The organism is Sorangium sp. So ce176 (assembly GCF_051519835.1).
Classification (GTDB): Bacteria; Myxococcota_A; Polyangia; order Polyangiales; family Polyangiaceae; genus Sorangium; species Sorangium cellulosum_G.
This window is the reverse complement of sequence record NZ_CP150371.1, coordinates 10310929-10327346: the sequence shown is the minus strand read 5'-3', so window position 1 is coordinate 10327346 and position 16418 is coordinate 10310929. Positions and strand designations below refer to the sequence as shown.

14 protein-coding genes and 1 tRNA gene are annotated in these 16418 nt (G+C 73.8%); 3 read left to right on the top strand and 12 right to left on the bottom strand.

The window, feature by feature from the left end:
* Positions 1-217 precede the first annotated feature (217 nt).
* Positions 218-1438 (top strand): S1C family serine protease, encoded by a 1221-nt coding sequence (locus WMF42_RS38975; RefSeq protein WP_061612736.1) that lies wholly within the window; start codon positions 218-220, stop codon positions 1436-1438.
* A gap of 173 nt (positions 1439-1611) precedes the next feature.
* The gene (locus WMF42_RS38970) at positions 1612-2385 is read left to right on the top strand and encodes a Stp1/IreP family PP2C-type Ser/Thr phosphatase (protein ID WP_061612734.1); all 774 of its coding nucleotides are present in this window, start codon (positions 1612-1614) and stop codon (positions 2383-2385) included.
* Positions 2386-2562: 177 nt separating this feature from the next.
* Here WMF42_RS38970 and WMF42_RS38965 read toward each other — a convergent pair whose 3' ends face one another.
* The 9 genes from WMF42_RS38965 to WMF42_RS38925 all read right to left on the bottom strand — a co-directional run bounded on the left by WMF42_RS38965 (position 2563) and on the right by WMF42_RS38925 (position 12411).
* Complete coding sequence (locus tag WMF42_RS38965; protein WP_061612733.1) at positions 2563-3018, bottom strand: hypothetical protein; 456 nt, start codon at positions 3016-3018, stop codon at positions 2563-2565.
* Positions 3015-3650 (bottom strand): sigma-70 family RNA polymerase sigma factor, encoded by a 636-nt coding sequence (locus tag WMF42_RS38960; RefSeq protein ID WP_061612732.1) that lies wholly within the window; start codon positions 3648-3650, stop codon positions 3015-3017. Before WMF42_RS38960 ends, WMF42_RS38965 begins: the two co-directional genes overlap by 4 nt.
* Before the next feature lie 423 nt (positions 3651-4073).
* A tRNA-Gln gene (locus tag WMF42_RS38955) sits at positions 4074-4147 on the bottom strand.
* A gap of 40 nt (positions 4148-4187) precedes the next feature.
* Entirely contained in the window at positions 4188-5447 is a 1260-nt protein-coding gene (locus tag WMF42_RS38950) for a GYF domain-containing protein (protein WP_437688242.1), read from the bottom strand.
* A 273-nt stretch (positions 5448-5720) separates the two neighbouring features.
* Positions 5721-7025, bottom strand: a complete 1305-nt coding sequence (locus tag WMF42_RS38945; RefSeq protein WP_437688241.1) for a hypothetical protein — start codon at positions 7023-7025, stop codon at positions 5721-5723.
* Positions 7022-7327 (bottom strand): hypothetical protein, encoded by a 306-nt coding sequence (locus WMF42_RS38940; protein WP_434043670.1) that lies wholly within the window; start codon positions 7325-7327, stop codon positions 7022-7024. Before WMF42_RS38940 ends, WMF42_RS38945 begins: the two co-directional genes overlap by 4 nt.
* Before the next feature lie 756 nt (positions 7328-8083).
* On the bottom strand, positions 8084-9601 hold the full coding sequence (locus WMF42_RS38935; protein WP_437688240.1) for an RsmB/NOP family class I SAM-dependent RNA methyltransferase: 1518 nt from the start codon (positions 9599-9601) through the stop codon (positions 8084-8086).
* Positions 9594-11264, bottom strand: a complete 1671-nt coding sequence (gene rseP, locus WMF42_RS38930) for an RIP metalloprotease RseP (protein WP_233562575.1) — start codon at positions 11262-11264, stop codon at positions 9594-9596. The genes WMF42_RS38935 and rseP overlap by 8 nt, the downstream gene beginning before the upstream one ends.
* Positions 11265-11349: 85 nt before the next feature.
* Positions 11350-12411 (bottom strand): hypothetical protein, encoded by a 1062-nt coding sequence (locus WMF42_RS38925; protein WP_061612635.1) that lies wholly within the window; start codon positions 12409-12411, stop codon positions 11350-11352.
* Between the two features lie 292 nt (positions 12412-12703).
* Between WMF42_RS38925 and WMF42_RS38920 the strand changes: the two genes are divergently transcribed.
* On the top strand, positions 12704-13036 hold the full coding sequence (locus WMF42_RS38920) for a polyhydroxyalkanoic acid system family protein (RefSeq protein WP_061612636.1): 333 nt from the start codon (positions 12704-12706) through the stop codon (positions 13034-13036).
* Between the two features lie 199 nt (positions 13037-13235).
* Here the strand turns inward: WMF42_RS38920 and WMF42_RS38915 are convergent, their stop codons facing one another.
* The 3 genes from WMF42_RS38915 to WMF42_RS38905 all read right to left on the bottom strand — a co-directional run bounded on the left by WMF42_RS38915 (position 13236) and on the right by WMF42_RS38905 (position 16281).
* Complete coding sequence (locus WMF42_RS38915) at positions 13236-14228, bottom strand: sigma-70 family RNA polymerase sigma factor (protein WP_437688239.1); 993 nt, start codon at positions 14226-14228, stop codon at positions 13236-13238.
* A 20-nt stretch (positions 14229-14248) separates the two neighbouring features.
* Complete coding sequence (locus WMF42_RS38910) at positions 14249-15547, bottom strand: phytoene desaturase family protein (protein ID WP_437688238.1); 1299 nt, start codon at positions 15545-15547, stop codon at positions 14249-14251.
* 122 nt (positions 15548-15669) lie between these two features.
* Positions 15670-16281 carry a Dps family protein gene (locus tag WMF42_RS38905; protein WP_061612639.1) on the bottom strand — a complete coding sequence of 204 codons (612 nt, stop codon included), beginning with the start codon at positions 16279-16281 and terminating at the stop codon, positions 15670-15672.
* Positions 16282-16418: the final 137 nt, after the last annotated feature.

The window sequence follows — 16418 nt, the reverse complement described above, 5'->3', positions numbered from 1 at the left end:
GGATTTCTTCTTCGCCCCCGCCCCCCGGCGGCTTCCGGTGCCCGATCCCACAGTACAGGCGGGTCCGGCCTTTGCCTTTTGCAATACGATCCCAGCCGCAGCAGAATCGGCAGTCGCCTCAGGAGCCGCGCTTATGAATGAGACAAGCCTGTCTGTGCTCGCGAAGGCACTCGCGCCCGGAGATGCCGGACCGAGCGCGCCCGTTGACACCTCGCCTGTGAAGCGATGGAGACGGTCCCTCGCGTTCGCCCTTGCCCTGTCCGTCGCGGGCGCGCTCTCGTCGTCCGCGGCGCTCGCGCAGGAAGCGGAGGAGCTGGACGAGGAGGCCCAGGAGGCCGAGGCCCCGCCGCCCGCCCCGAAGGCGCGCAGGAAGGTGATCCCGGCGCGCGCCGACGTGGGCGGGAAGGACCGCAGGGCGGCCCCCGCGGACGCGGAGCCGAAGAGGGGCCCGGCCGAGAAGGACAAGGCGGAGCGCCCCGTCGAGGAGCGCGCCGCGCGCGGCGTGGCGATCATCGAGCGGGGCGGGCAGGTGCTCGGCCTCGGCGCGGTGCTCGCGGGCGACGGGCGCATCCTCACGGCGCTCTCGCCGCTCGGCGCGGGCAACGATCTGTCGGCGCGCCTCGCCGACGGGACCACCGTGCGGGTGAAGCTCGGCCACCACGACCGGGTGTGGGACCTCGCGCTGCTCGTGCCGCAGACAGGCCGGTGGACCGAGGGGCTCACCGCCTCGTCGCGCGATCCGGTGCGCCCGGACGCGCAGATCCGCTCGTTCTCGGCGGCCCGCGGCAAGGTCGCGCCCGTCCCGCTCGTGCTGCGGGCGCGCAAGACGCTGATCGGCGGCGACGACAGGCAGCTCGACAACGCGATCGAGCTCGGGTCGCGCGTCTCGCCGCTCGATCTCGGCGCGCCGATCGTCGACGAGGACGGCCGGGTCGTCGCGATCCTCGGCCGCGGCTGCGCCCCGAACGAGGGCAAGCCCTGCACGCCGGTCGCCTACGGCGCGCCGATCAGCGCGATCCGGGGCTTCCTTCGCGCGGTGCCGGCGACGGCGGTCCAGCCCGCGGCGTGGCTCGGGATCCAGGGGGTGAGCGAGGCCTCGCCGGTCGCGAAGGGGGTCCGGGTCACCGTCGTCCACCCCGAGAGCCCCGCGGACGAGGCCCGCTTGCAGGGCGGCGATCGCGCCGCGAGCGACATGATCCTCGCCGTCGACGGCGTGCCCGTCACCAGCCCCGAGGCGCTCTCCGACGCGATCCGCACGCACGCGGTCGGCGAGAAGGTGCCGCTGCTGCTGCTCAGCCGCGGCAAGTACCGGCAGGTCGCGGTCCTGCTCCGCGCCGCGCCGGATCCGAAGGCCGCCGCGGCGAAGAAGCCCGCGCCCGAGGCCGAGCTCCCGCCGCCGAGCTCAAGCGGCAAAGCCACGGAAGAGTACCGCAAGTAAGCGAAAAATGATGGGGGGCCGCGCGCGGATTCTATAAGCTCGGCGCTCGGGCGCGATCCGGTTGACACTCCGTCAACCAAACCTCCAGGATCGGGCTTGAGCGGCTCGGTCTAGCGCGCTCGCGGTTCTCATTCAGCCTCGCGCCTCGCGCGGGGCCTTCGATCGGGTGATCCGTGTCCCAAACGTTTCGAATCGAGGTGGCCGGCGAGACGAACGTCGGGCGCAAGCGCAACCACAACGAGGACAACTTCGGCATCATGGTGGAGTACGGCCTCTTCATGGTCGCCGATGGGATGGGGGGGCATGCGTCGGGCGAGGTCGCGTCGAAGATGGCTGTCGACGCGATGCAGGACTTCTTCGCGCAGACGCAGGACGACCCGGAGCGCACCTGGCCCTACAAGATGGACCGGTCCAAGGGCTATGAGGAAAACCGGCTGATCACCGGCATCAAGCTCGCGAACCTGCGTATCTACGAGACGGCGCAGCGCGAGGCGAAGAAGCGGGGAATGGGGACGACGTTCGTCGGCATCTTCACGGCGAACGACGGCGTCTACGTCGCCCACGTCGGCGACAGCCGGGTCTACCGCTTCCGCGAGGGCCGCCTCGAGATGCTCACCGAGGACCACTCGCTGCTCAACGACTACATCAAGATGAAGCGGCTCACGCCGGAGGAGATCGCGAACTTCCCGCACAAGAACGTGATTGTGCGCGCGCTCGGCATGAAGGACACGGTCAAGGTCGACACCCGCTTCGAGGTGCCGCAGCTCAACGACCTTTACGTCCTCTGCTCCGACGGCCTCTCCGGCCCGGTGAGCGACCACGAGATGGCCCAGATCCTGTCGGACCACCAGGACATCCAGGTCGCGACCTCGAAGCTGATCGAGCGCGCGAACGAGAACGGCGGCCCCGACAACGTCACGTGCGTCCTCGTCCGCTGGACGCAATAACCCCCGACCTCGAGCGTCCGATCTCCGCAGCGGCTCCGTGCCGCCGGCGTCGCCGAGCGGCGTTCACCCGCACAGGAGACGGGTCCAGATCGGCGTTTTCGGCGCGCAGGCGTGCTCCAGCACGCCGAGCACCGAAAACGTCGAGATGGGCCCGTCTCCGACGCGGGTGAGCGCCGCTCAGGGGAGGGCGCCGCCGCTCCAGGGGACCAGGACGAGGAAGACGAAGGCGATGAGGGCGAGCATGAACAGGCTCGTCATCAGGTACGTCGAGCGCGGCGAGCGCGCGGTGCTCCAGCCGTCGCCGTAGAACTTCCCGCGAGAGCGCGTGCGGATGCGCTGCTGCACGCCGCGGAGCAGGCTCGGCGGAGCCGCGGGGGGCGCGCGCATGGCGCCGCGGACGAGCTCGCGCAGATCGACCTCGTCGACGAGCGGCAGATCGCCGTCGTCGGGCAAGTCGCCGTCGTCGGGCAAGTCGCCGTCGTCGGGCAGATCGCGCGGCGGCGCAGCGGCGCGCGGCGCGGCGTCGCGCGATCGCTCCAGGGGCGGCGCCGTGGGACGGCTGCCGCTCTCCACGCCGGGAGCGGCAGGATCCTCGGCTTGCCCCGTGCGCCTGGGGTCGTCCGATCCGCTCATTTCCCGCCCCTCATCTTCTCGCCCATCACCTTCTCGACCAGCGCGCGGAGCTGCCCGCGCGCGCGATGGATCCGGCTCTTCACCGTCCCGTCCGGCAGCCCCGTCACCGAGGCGATCTCCTCGTAGGACATGTCCTCGACGTCGCGAAGGATGAGCGCCTCCCGGAACTCGGGATCGAGCTGCCCGATGGCGCGCTTCACGACCGCCTCGAGCTGCATCCCCTCCACGAGCTCGTCGGGGCGGCTCACGTCGCCGACGCTCACGCCCTTGGCGGCCGACAGCGGCACCCGCTCGGCCATGGCGTCGACATCGTCCTGGGCGCCAGCGTGGCGGCGCGAGAGGTACTTCGTCCGGTTCTTACAGAGGTTCACGGCAATGCGGTAGATCCAGGTCGAGAGCTTCGACTCGCCGCGGAACTGGTCGATCGCCTTGAAGACCTGCACGAAGACCTCCTGGGACAGGTCCTCGGCCTCGTCACGTCGGCCAAGCATGCGGTAGACGAGCGCGAACACGCGGCGCTCGTACAGGACCACGAGCTCGTTGAACGCGCTCTCGTCGCGCGCGACGAGCCGCGCGATGAACTGGGACTCGCTCGCGTCGAGCTGCTCCGTGAGCTCCCGCTCCGGCTCCACGGCCGCGCGGATCGGCGCGCCGCGCCCGCGGTCTCCGTCGGCGCGGGCCGGAGCGCCGCGCCCGCGGTCTCCGTCAGGGCGGGCCGGTACGGCGCGCCCGCGCACCACGTCCGCGCGGGCCGGAGCGCCGCGCCCGCGGTCCGCATCTGCATGGGCCGGTACGCCGCGCTCGCGGTCGTCCCCTTCATCGCTCGCCACGCCGTCCGGTCCTCCAGGATGCAAGGCCTCGCCCCCGCCGCGCGGCAGGCGCGGAGCCCTCGGTGAGACAACGGTAAACAACCCCGGCGCGGCCGCGCCAGACAATAGCGAGCAGGCAACGGCGCCCGTAGCGCCCGCGACGCGGCGCGACCGCGCCGGAGGCGCTCCCGTGCGCTCGATGGAGGCTGCCCGCCACGATCCCCCTCAGAGATCGCGGGCGCTCATTGGTTCCGGCGCGTGGATTCGAACCACGATTAGGGGATTCAAAGTCCCCCGTCCTGCCCTTGAACGACGCCGGAGTGCCGCGGGATCGGAGCTGACCGCCGCGCGGCGCGCACCTTAGCGCGAGTCGCGCTCGATCGCACCCGTCCCGACCCATGAGCCGGGGCCGCGACCCGGATAGCTGATGCCGCGCGCGGTGTCCGCCTCGGATCGACCTCGCCGCAGGCGGAACTGCCCGCGCTCGCGCCGACCCACGGGCGCCGGCTTCGCGCCGGCCGCCGCCGGAGCCTTCCCCGCGCGGTGGACCGGCGGCGCGGGCGCGCCGGGATCCTCGGCCGAGGCGGCGCCCTCGAGCGCGGAGGTCGCCTGGGCCGCGGCGGGGAGGGCGGCGGCGGCGGGGAGGGCGGCGGCGCCGGGCAGACCCGCAGCGCCGGCCGCCCCGGCGAGCTCCGGGACGGGGAGGACGACCTGGGCGGCGGCCGCCGCGACGCCCTGCGCGACGCCGCGGTGCGCCGCCGGCGGGGCCGCGGCCTTCGCTGGCGCGCGCGCGGGGCCGAGCGCGCTCAGCACGGAGAGGCCCAGCACGAGAACGACGGCCGCGCTGCCCGCGGCGATCGAGACCGCATTGCGGGAAGCGCGGGCCCGCCGCGCCAGCCGCGACCAGGTGCCCGACGCCCGCCCGCGCGCCGCCTGGGCCGCGTCGCGCGCGCCGCGCGCCGGACCGAGGTGCGCGGCGCTGAGCCGCGGGGCCACGGCGCTCGGGAGCGTGTCGGGCGCGGACGAGGGGATCGCCGGAAAGCAGGAAGGGATCTCGAGGGAGATCGGCGGCGAGGGCGTCTCGCGCTGCGCCGCGGACTCGGCCAGCGGGAACGGGCCGAGCACGAAGGAGTCCGCGCGCTCGTCGCGGGCCCTCGCGGGGCCGTCCTGGTGAAAGCGGGGCGCGACGGACCTGAGGTCGTCGGGCGTCAGCGCGAAGCTGAGCGGACCGGTGGACTCGGGACCGTCGCCCGCGGCGGAGACGGCGGGCGCCTCGTCGCGCGGGGGCGGCTGCGAGATCGTCCAGCCGAGCGCCTTCACCTCGCCGGCGGGCGTCCAGCACTCGAGGCCCTCGCGCCACACGCGCGTGCTGTGCGGGAGCTCCCCCTCCTCGAGCGCGCGCCACAGCTCGACCGTGCTCATCGCCTCGAGGTGGTCGCCGTGGTCGACGCACCAGGGCCTCGACGCCGGCGGTCCCTCCACGCTGCCCGCGTGCGAGCTGAACGGCATCGTGGGGGCGCTGCAGAGGCTGAGCTGCCCCTGCTTGCGCCCCTCCACGCCGCTCGGCGCCGGCACCCCGTCGCAAAGCCCCTCCACCTTGTACGCCGCGCTCGGGCCCATCGCTGTCTCCCTAGCGAGCCGCGGCGACCCATCCGATGCTTCCGGGTGCGCCACCGCTGCTCTCGTGCGTCGGTAGCGGATGCTGGCGCAGTGGGCCAAGAAAGTGCGGGACGGCGCCAGGCGCCCGCGACAGCCGAGCCCGGCCGGAGGTCGCTGCGACGGTGTTTGCCGCGGCGGGCGGCGCGCGCGGCGCTGTGGGCGCGCCGCGGCGCCTGCGTGGGCGGCCTTCGCTGCGCGTGCAGCGCGCTGGCCCGCGCCTGCCGGCGCCGGCCGTCAGAGGTCCGTGTAGTTGTCGGAGAACATCGCGCGCTGGCCGAGGAAGCTGATCTCGAGCATGCCGCCGACGTCCGTCTCGCCGGTCGAGCGCCGGATCACGCTGAGCGCCGGCATCAGCCGGATGAGCCCGCGGTACTTCGTCCCTTCCGGCGCGCGCGCCAGCGTCACGTAGACCGGGGCGCGCACGTTGACGCCGACGTCGGCGGGCGCCTCGTCGTTGAGCGCGACGGCGACCCGCGCGCCGATCGACGCGCGGAACGTGGCGTTCGCCACCTTGTCGACGAGCCCGGCGTGCGCCGTGATCGTGAGCTCCTGGCTCTTCGCCGGCGCGCCGAGCACCTCGCGCCGGCAGCGGGTGACCGGGGCGTACTCCGTGGACTGGGTGACCGGATCGACGCCGCGGACGACGTCGCCCACGGGCTCGCACCAGTCGAGCGTGTCCGCCGACGCGGTCCAGCGCGAGTCGAACGCGATCTGCCCCTCGAGGGTCGGCGCGAGCTTCTTCCCGCCTTCGCCGACGTAGACCGCCGCCGCGCCGACGCTCCAGGGCACGGCGATGATCTCGCGCGGCACGAAGGTGGGCGGCAGGCTCTCGTCGCGCCGCTCGGGGCCGGGGCCGAGGTAGCTGAACCGCGTGCGGCCGACCTTGCCGCCGACGTAGAGGATCAGCGGCGGATACGCCGAGCTGCCCTCGCCCTCGAAGTCGAGGCGCGCGAACGACGCGGAGAGGCGCAGGCTGCCGACGGGCGCCTGGGCCGTCTCGTCGGCGCTCGAGAGGCCGATCAGCGTAGCCAGCCCGTTGTCGGTCGCCACCTCGGCCTGGAGCACGGTGCTCACGTCCCACGCCGTCGGATCCGTCACCTCGCCGAACCCGGCCAGCACACCGAAGCCGACGCGCGCGAGCGCCGTCCCGTCGGAGGCGCCCGTGACCTCGGCCGGGACGAGATAGACCAGCTCGCGGCCCGTGGCCGCCGGCGAGATGGGCGCGCCGGGGGCGGGGGCGATCGGAGAGATCGGCGCGTTCGAGGCGCCCGGCGCGACCGGCGAGATGGCGCGGCCCGGCTGCGCGGGCGCCGCGGCCGCGCCGGCGTCTGGCGTCGGGGCGACGGGCTGGAGGGGCGCGGCGGCGGGCGGCACGGGCGCCGCGGGGGAGACGGGCGCGACGGGCGCCGCAGGCGGGGTGGGCGGCGCGCCCGGCGGCGCCGGATCCGACGGCGGCGGCGCGCTCTGGGCGAGGGCGGGCGAGGTCAGCGAGAGCGAGAGCAGCGCCGCGGTGGGCAGGAGCAGCAGCGATCGTTTCATGGCGTCACCGTGAACTTGAACGTGAGGTGCTCTGCGCCGCTCGACGTGTCGTATTCCGCGCGCGTGCTCTGGTTCGTCTTGGGGTCGAAGGCGAAGATCTGGAACTTCCCGCTGCCGTTCCGGATCCTGAAGCGGAATACGTAGTTGCCGGGCTCCAGATCGAACTCGGGAAAGACCGTGTTGCGGATCGAGAACGGCCGCACGCCCGCCGGATCCATGTCCGGTGGGGGGTCCTCGAACAGGTAGCCGACCGCGCTGAGGTGGTACTCGTCGCTGTGGAGCTTGAGCTTGATCCTCTTCATGGGCGATCGCGATCCTCTCACACGCGCGCGGCACGGTACAGCGGATGAACGGCGCGCGACGCCCTCACCAGGGGATCGGCTGTCGCTGCTGGAATGACCTGCCGGTGCGGCGTCGCCGGGCCGTGCCGGCGCGCTCGGCCGGCGGCCTCGGAGCGGACGCCGCGCGACGTTGGCGCCTCCCGCCGCGCGGCGGCCGGCTGGGCCAGGCACGGACCGCGGGGACAGATGAAACGGCGATGTCCCGTCGCGCCCTGCTGATGCAGCGCGGCGGCACCGGGACGCCGAGGTGCGGGGGTTCCTCGAGCTTGTCAGCAGCCGCTCGCAGCCGCGGAGCTGTCGTGGAGCGCCGCGTCCCCGGAAGCTCGTCCGTGGCTCCGGGATGGGAAGAGAAGAGATTGAACCACAGAGCTCGTCCGTGGCTCCGGGATGGGAAGAGAAGAGATTGAACCACAGAGGCACAGAGGGCACAGAGGGGAGAGTGAGGAGAGATTTTAATTCTCTCTCCTCTGTGCCCTCTGTGGTTCGTTGGAACCATCTTCAGAGCGCTTGGCCTCTGTCGCTGAGCTTAATCGGTTCACCTGTTGGAGCGTCGATCCGCCAGTTCGCTTTTCGCTTCACCCCAGGACCCGAGCCCGGCCGCCGAGCGCGCGCAGGAGCGCCCCAGAATGCCCCGCGAGCCTCTTGCTCCTGGCGCGACGGCCGCCACGCTCGCCGCATGAGCGACGGTTTCGATGCGGCCGGTCGGCGCGCGCGCCGTCACCTGCGCACGACGAACATCGCCGCGAAATACCCGTCCGTGCCGTGCACGTGCGGCAGCAGCCGGAACGCGTCGCCGCCGCCCGCGAGCTCCCGCGCGATCTCCGCGTCGAACGGCGCCGGCTCCAGGCGGACGCCGAGGTCGTCCTCCGCCGGGGCCGCGAGCCGCGCGGCCACGGCCTCGCACTCCTCGCGCAGCACGCTGCACACGGCGAACACGAGCCGGCCGCCGTCCCGGGCGCGCGTCGCGGCGCGGCGCGCGATCGCTACCTGCAGGTCGGCGAGGCGCGCGAGGTCGTCCGCCTCGCGCCCGAGCGCGATCTCGGGGCGCCGCCGCAGCGTGCCGATCCCGGAGCAGGGGGCGTCGACGAGCACGCGGTCGTAGCCCTCGGGGACGTCGCCCGCGCCCACCGTCCAGTCCACGGCGTACGTCTCGCGGACGAACGCCGCCGCCCGCGCCAGCCCGCCGCCGCCAGCGCCGGGCAGCGCGCCGCCCACCAGCGCGTCGCCCTCCGCGCCCGCGCTCTCCGAGCTCGCCGGCGGCGCGCCCAGCGCGGCGCGGAGCTGCGAGAGCTTCGCGGGGTACAGGTCCGCCGCGTCCACCGCGCCGCCGGGGAGCACAGCGCGCGACAGGAGCCACGACTTGTTGCCCCGGCCGGCGCACGCGTCGAGCACCCGCTCGCCGGGCCGCGCGCCGAGCGCGAGCGCGAGCGCCTGCGCGCCCTCCTCCTGGCCGATCCACGCGGCGCCGAAGCCGGGCAGGCGACGGAGATCGCCCGCGCCGCGCCCGACGATCGCGCGCGGCGAGACGCGGCCCGCCTCGAAGGACGCGGACGGCGCGGCGGCCCGCAGCGCCTCGAGCCACGCGTCGCGGTCCTCGCCGGGCGCGAGGCACAGGCCGGTCGGCGGCGGCACCGGGCCGGCCGACAGGAAGGCCTCGGCCGCGGCCCGGCCGAGCGAGCGGCGCAGGGCGCCCCGGAGCCACCCCGGCGCCGACGCCACAACCGCGGCCGCGAGCGGCGGGCGACCGCCGGCCTCCACCGCGGTCGCGAGCTTCCGCAGCACCGCGTTGGCGAACGCGCCGACGCGAGGACCGCCGGACGCCTGCGCGCCGTCCACCGCCTCCGAGACGGCCGCGAACGGCGGGACCCGATCGAGGAAGCAGAGCGAGTACGCGCCCATCAGCATGTGCGCGCGCACCAGCGGGTCGGTCGTCCAGCGGCCCTTCGCGGCGAGCTCGGCGATGCGCGCCTCGAGCGCCCCCTGCGCGCGCAGGACGCCGTAGACGAGCTCGGTCGCCAGGCCGACGTCCCGCGGGTCCAGCGCCGGCGCCCGGCGCAGCTCGGCGTCGAGGGCCGCCGAGGCGAAGGCGTCCGATTCCCACACCCGCGCGAGCACCCGCGCCGCCACCGCGCGCGGCGCGCTCTCCCGCTGCCGCGGCGGAGCGCCGCCAGCGCCGGCCGCGCCGCCCTCGGCGCCAGCCGCGCCGCCCCTGCCGCCCTTCGTCCGGTCAGCCAACGAGCTCCTTGAATTGCCCCTGGATCACATCCCAGCGGCGCTCGACGTCGTTCTTGAAGGCGATGCCCATCAGGCCGATGAGCACCACCAGCCCGACCAGGCTCGCGATCTCGCGCACGCGCAGCGGCAGCGGGCGCCGCAGCACGGCCTCGAACGTGAAGAACAGGAGGTGACCGCCGTCGAGCACGGGGATGGGCAGCAGGTTGATGAGCCCAAGGTTGATCGAGATCACCGCCATCGCCCAGACGAAATAGCTGACCCCCTTCGCGCCCTCCTCGCCGATCACGTCGTACACAGTGATGGGTCCGCCCAGCGTGGAGATGCTGACCTTGCCCTCCATGATGCGGACGATCCCGACCACGATGAACCGGATGACGTCGTACGTCTCGTCGACAGCGCTCTCCAGGGCGAACTGGAAGGCGGACGGGCTGTCGACGTAAGGCTCGGCCACCATCGGCGACCAGTTCGAGGCGCGCAGGTAGAAGCGCGGGCGGTGCTGGCCGTACTCGTCGATCCAGTCCTCGCGGCGGAGCTCGATCGTGCCGCTCTTGCGCTGGCCCGATCGCTGCCAGGTGATGACGTGCGGCCGATCGGGCGCCGCGAACAGCAGCTCGACGAACGTCGACCAGGCGGTGACCTCGACGCCGTCGACCTCGGTGATGCGATCGCCCGGCCGGAGCTCGGCGTCCCACTCGGCCGAGCCCTCGGGCACCTGCGCGACGTAGAGATCGGCCGGCTCGATGCCGGTCCGCGCGAGCAGGTCGCCGTTGCCCGTCTCCGGCGTCAGCGCGGCGACGCCCGACTCGTAGACCGCCATCTCGGCCAGCCCGCCGAGCGCGTGCGGCACCGGGACCGGGCGCAGGTACGTGACCGGCACCGTGGCGCCGCGGCTCTCCTCCAGCGCGATCTCCAGGTCGGCGAAGGTCTTCACGGGCGTGCCGCGCACCTCCGTCACCACGTCGAACGTGCGCAGCCCCGCGCGGAACGCGGGCGAGTCGGGCCGCGAGACGCCGACCACGGCGGCAGGGCGGCTCGGCTTGATGCCGATCTCGCCCACCCGGTCGACGATCTCGAGCGGCTTGTGGACGAGCTTCTCCTCCGGGACGACCGTGACCTCGACGTGCTCCTTGTTGCGGAACACCTTGAGCCGGAGCTCCTGGTTGGGGCTCTTGGCCACGATGCGGTGGAGCTCGGCGAAGGTGCTGACCCGCTCGCCGTCCACCTCGAGGATGCGATCGCCCGGGACGAGCCGGCCCTCGGCCGGGTGCCCCGGCAGGACGACGCCGACAGTGGGCGGGACGAAGCGGGTCTCGCCGATGAAGACAGCGAAGTAGAGGAGCACCGGGAAGAGCACGTTCATCGCCGGGCCGGACATGACGATGATCACGCGCTTCCAGAGCGCCTGGGACTCGAAGGTGCGCTTGCGATCCTCGGGGAGCACGGCCTCCTGCCGGTTCTCCTCGAGCATCTTCACGAAGCCGCCGAGGGGCAGGAGGGCGATGCAGTACTCCGTCTCACGGCCCCGCAGGCGCAGCACCCGGGGGCCGAAGCCGATCGAGAAGGTGAGGACCTTCACGCCGAAGATCTTCGCGCACACGAAGTGGCCGAGCTCGTGCACGAAGATGAGCACGGAGCAGAGCAGCGCGAAATACAGGAGGTCCACGGCGGGGCCTGTCTTTACGCGAGGCCGGGCGCGGTGGCCACTGGCCACTGCGCCGAGGCGCGACGGTCGCAGGCCGGCGGCGCGCTCAGGTGGGCGGCGGCGTCGGGTGGCCCCCGTCCACGCCGCCCGCGCCGTTCGCGCGGGCGCGCGCCCGGATGACCTTGCTCCGGGCGCGGCGGAGCTCCAGCTCGGCGTCCTCCTCGGCGGGGAAGCGGTCCTCGAGCGCCGCCAGGAGCTCGTCCGACCAGGGCTTGCCCTCGGACGCCTCGAGCGCCGAGAGGAGCAGGCGCGCCCGCGCGCGCCGCTCGGTCTCGGCGCGGTACCGCTTCCGCTGCGCGAGCAGCGTCGTGACCCAGACAGCGAGCGCGACGGCGATCGCGGCGAGGATCCACGGGAGCGCGCCGACGAGCTGCGCTCCCTCGTCCGCCAGGTCGCCGACGCGCGAGAGCATCGACTCGCCCTGCGGCCCGCCGCTCCGCTGCTGGATCTCCGTGAGCGCGTCGTTCGCCCCGGCCACCATCTCGCGGCCGATGACCCGCGCCGTTGCGCCCAGCGCGCGCTGGAAATCCTCGCTGCCGAGCAGCGCTGTCATCCCCGGGCCCAGGTTCTCCGCGATCACCACCTGGAGCGCCGGGCCGAGCTGCTCCCGCAGCGCGGACGACATCGCCGGGCCGAGGTCGGCCTCGTCCAGGCTGTCCCGGAGCTGCCTGACGCTCGCCTCCACCAGCGATCCCGTCATGCGCTGCAGATCGCGCCGGCGGTCCTCGCTCAGCGCGCCGTCGAGCGCGCCGTTCGTCGCGCTCCGCACGACGCCGCGCGTGTACGCCGCGGTGAGCTCGTTGACGCGCGCGGCGCGGTCCGCCTCGCCCAGCGACGCGAGCGTCCCGTCGATCAGCCCGGCGATGAGCTGCCGCTGCGCGGCCCGCACCTCCGGGCTGGCCATCAGGCGCGCGACGCGCCGCTGGGTCTCCGCCTCCTCCAGCTTCTCGAGCCCCTCGTCGATCGCCGCCGGCGTCTGGACCCGGGCCACCTCCTCGTCCACCGAGGTGATCCGCGTCGGCAGGGCGCACCCGACGGCGCCGAGCAGCAGGGCCGCTGCGGCCGTGAGCCCCAGGAGATCTCCAGATCGAGCGCCGAGCACACGCATGCGAGGGCGCTTTGCATCCGCGGTGCCTCCCGCCGGCCTCCGCGCGCCGCGGTCGACCCGGCGCGTCGTGCGGGAAAGCCCACAAGGGGCCGCCATTCCGCCTCGTGGCGAAATGTCACAGGGCGCGCAGAAGTGGATCAAGGGCCGTCGCGGGCCGCGTGCTCAGCCCATCTGTGTTATCTGATCGATGGAAATCGGCCTGGCGCCGCGCGCCGAGCGGACGTCTCCGGCGTGGACGGTCCCCCTGGTCGGTTCTCGCGATGTGCCCTGATACGAACTGCGAGGTCCCATCATGAAGCACACGATTGAGCATGATCTGAACGACAGCGAGGCGAAGCTGGTGACCGAGCGAGCGATCGCGCAGTACCGGGAGCGTTACGCGGAGTACGAGCCATTCCTCGTGTGGCGCGACGAGAAGCGCGCGGAGCTCGGCTTCTCGGTGAAGGGGGTCAAGCTGAAGGGCAGCATGGAGCTCCGCCCCGGCGCCGTGGACGTCGATCTCGACGTGCCGTTCCTCATGCGACCTTTCAAGGGGATCGCGATCGCGGCCATCGAGAAGGAAGTTCGACACTTCATCGGCGAGGCGCACAAAGAGCGAGCCCAGGGCGCGGGCAAAGCCACCTGACGAGCGGGCTGTTCCGGCGTGGACACCTGCGCCGCACCGCGCTAGGCTGCTGCAACACAGATTCAACTTCGCCGGCCGAAGTGCGCCCCGCGATACGACTCACCCCAGTGCTCGGCCGGCAGAGGGCTGTCCCTCTCGCCGCGCGTCGACGTTGTCGATGCTTTCAACGTTCGGCCCGTTGATGGGTCGTCGAGACCCGTCACGGGGTGAGCGGCCTCACGGCCGTCAGCTTGTGCGAGGCGAGCACGACGTGGAGCTCCGTGATGCGCCCGCGCGCGTCGACGTCGCAGCGCAGGACGTACCGCGGCGCCCCGCCGGGCAGGATGGGCGCGCGCTCGATGACGATCGCGGGGAGGCCGTTGATGAGGCGGATCTCGTGGCGGGGCTCGCCGGCGCCCTCCCATTTCAGCAGGCCGACGAAGAGCCGCGCGACCCGGTTCGGGCCGACGACGATCCGGCGCGCCGCCTTGTACTCGCCGTTCGCGTCGTTGACGACGCGGACGCCCTCGCTGAGGAGCGCCTCGATCGCGGCGACGTCCTGCGTCGCCAGGGTCTGCAGGAAGCGCACGAGCGCCGCGCCCGAGCGCTCGACGTGCTCGGGCGAGGGGCGGCAGCGCTCGCGGTCGTACGGCTCGAGGGCGCGGCGGGCGCGGTGGTGCGTCGTCTTCACGCTGGCCTCGGACAGGCCGAGCGCGCCGGCGGTCTCCTGCACCGAGTAGTCGAAGACGTCGCGGAGTAGGAGCACCGCGCGCTGCTGCGGGGTGAGCGCCTCGAGCGCGATGAGGAAGGCGAACGACGCGCTCTCGAGGAGATCGTAGCGGCCCTCGGTGCCGTCCTTGCCCGGGATCTCGAACGACGGCGGCTCGATCTCGGTCTCGATGGGCGAGGGGAGCCACGGGCCGTCGTAGGCGCGGCGCTTGCGGCGCCGGAGCGCGTCGCGGCCGAGGTTCAGCGCGACGCGGGTGAGCCACGGGCGGACGGGCTCGTCCGTGCGCGCGGGCGGGTGCTCCAGCGCGCGCACGAACGTCTCCTGCACGATGTCGTCCGCGTCGGCGGCGCTGCCGGTGAGCCGGTACGAGACGGCCCAGAGGAAGCGCTCGTGCTCGCGGTAGCTCGCGGCGAGGAAGCCCGGCGTCGGCGCCGGCGAGGCGGGCGCCGCGCGCGGGGCGGGGGAGGCCGTGGCGCTGCTCATGGAGTGCCCCGGTAACCCCGTCACGCCGCGCGGTCGAGCGCCCGGCGCGCGCTTCGCGCGAGCAGGGCGCCGGCGGCGTCGCGCGCGCTGGCGAGGCTCGCGTCGGCCAGCATGCCCGTCGGTCCGACCCAGTCGCCGGCGAGGAAGAGCCCGTCGACCTCCGGGACGCTGACGCCGGGGCGCGCCGCGGCGCCGCCCCCCTCCGCGGCGACCACGGCGTTCGAGACGACGAGCGAGGGGAGGAAGCGGCGCTCGACGATCGCGGCGCTGTACCCGGGCTGCGCGCGGTCGAGCAGGGCCTCGAGCTCGCGCTCGGCGTCGCGGCCGGCGAGCTCGGGGCCGTACTGGACGGCGTGGAGCAAGGCGCCGCCCTCGGGGGCGAGGCGCGCGGACGCCGAGTGGAGCGTCAGGTAGAGGGGGCGGTCGATGCCGAGCACGACGCGGACGCGCGGGCGGGGGAGGCGCGACAGCGCGAGGTCGAGGCACGCGGCGCGGACAGGGACGGCGCGCTCGGCGTGCGCGGCGAGCGCGGGGCTCCCGGGCACGAGCGAGGCCGCGGCGCGCGGGCTCGCGGCGACGACGACGGCGCCGGCGCCGAGGCGGTCGCCGTTCGCGAGCTCGACGAAGGAGACGGCGCCGCCCTCGACGGCGACCTGCGTCGCCCGCACCCCGGTGAGGATCTCGACGCCGGCCGCGGTCGCTGCGTCGCGCAGGCCGTCGACGAGCGTCTGCCAGCCGCCGTCGAGGTAGAGCACGCCGTGGCTGAAGGCGAGCTGGAGCTGGGCGAGCGCCGCGCCGGCGCTCTGCCGGCCTTCGTCGGCGCAGTAGGTCGTCAGCCGGACGAGCATGCCGACGAGGCGGCGCACCTCGGGGGTCCGGAAGGTGTCGCGGAGCCACGTCGAGACGGGGACCGACGCGAGCGGCGCGGGGCTCATCGCGGCGAGGCCGCCGAGGACGCGGGCCATCTCGATCTTGGCGGCGACGCCGAAGAGGCCCGTCGTGAGGAGCGAGAGGGCGCCGGAGGGCAGCGTGTGGAAGGCGCCGCGGTCGAACGCGAGCGCGCCCGACGCGGGCGGCGGGGCGCCGGTGTAGCGGACGCCGAGCTCGCGGAGCACCTCCTCGGCGGCGCTCCCGCGGTAGAGCGCGTGGGCGCCGAGGTTCAGCGAGAAGCCGTGGCTCTGCTGCGTGACGGCGCGGCCGCCCGGCGCGTGCGCCTTCTCGATGAGGGCGACGGACCGCCCCGCCCGGCCGAGGTACGTCGCCGCCGCGAGGCCCGCGAGGCCGCCGCCGATCACCACCGCATCTTTTGTAGTGCGCATCACATGTCCCCTTTCCTGGCGGTACCACGATCGGGGGCCCGGAAAGGTTACGCGCGCCCCGTCGATTGTTCGGGGCGGGCCTGGAAGGCCGGACGGGGGAGGGGGGAGCGGCGCGCGGGCGCTCAGGTGGCGCGGACGAGCGGCGTGTCGACGAGGTGCTCGGAAAGGAACCACACATGCATCTCGTTCGTGCGGAGGACGTCGCTCATGAGCAGGTCGGCGGTGCCGTCGTCGCGGTTCTCGGTCGCGCGCGTCACCGCCTCGCGCGTCTCGGCGAGGATGACCTCGTGCGCGTCGAGCAGGCGCGAGAGCTGGGCGGGCACCTGCTCGCGGCCGCGGGGAGGCCGCTCGACCTTTGTCATCTCCGCGACGTCGTGGGCCATGGCGATCGCGACGCCGCCCAGCATCTGGACGCGCTCGCCGAGCATGTCGATCAGCGCGGTTTGCTCCTTGAAGTGCTTGTCGAAGAGCAGGTGGAGCTGGAAGAAGGTCGGCCCGGACGTCTGCCAGTGGTGCTTCTTGTACATGTCGCGCAGGACGAGCGTGTCCGACAGGATCTGATTGAGCGCCTTGATGCTCTCCGCGCGCGGCTTCGCGGCGAGCGCCAGCGGATATTCCACGAGCGTCCCGAAAGGCTGGATCTCCTTGCCTCGCTGCCGGAGGACGGGCTGGGCCTCCACCGCCCGCGCTTCTCCGCCCTTGCCACGCTGCCGCTGCTGGCCCCTTGTTGTCATGGTCCCCTCCACGTCGATCGGTTCACTACGTACCTAGAGCCTGAGCCCGCTCCGTCCATGGCCGCGGTGTCCGCGCGCGGCGGTCCGCTGGAGGGCGCGCGTCGCAGGAGGCGCGCGCGGCGCCCATCGGCCGCTCG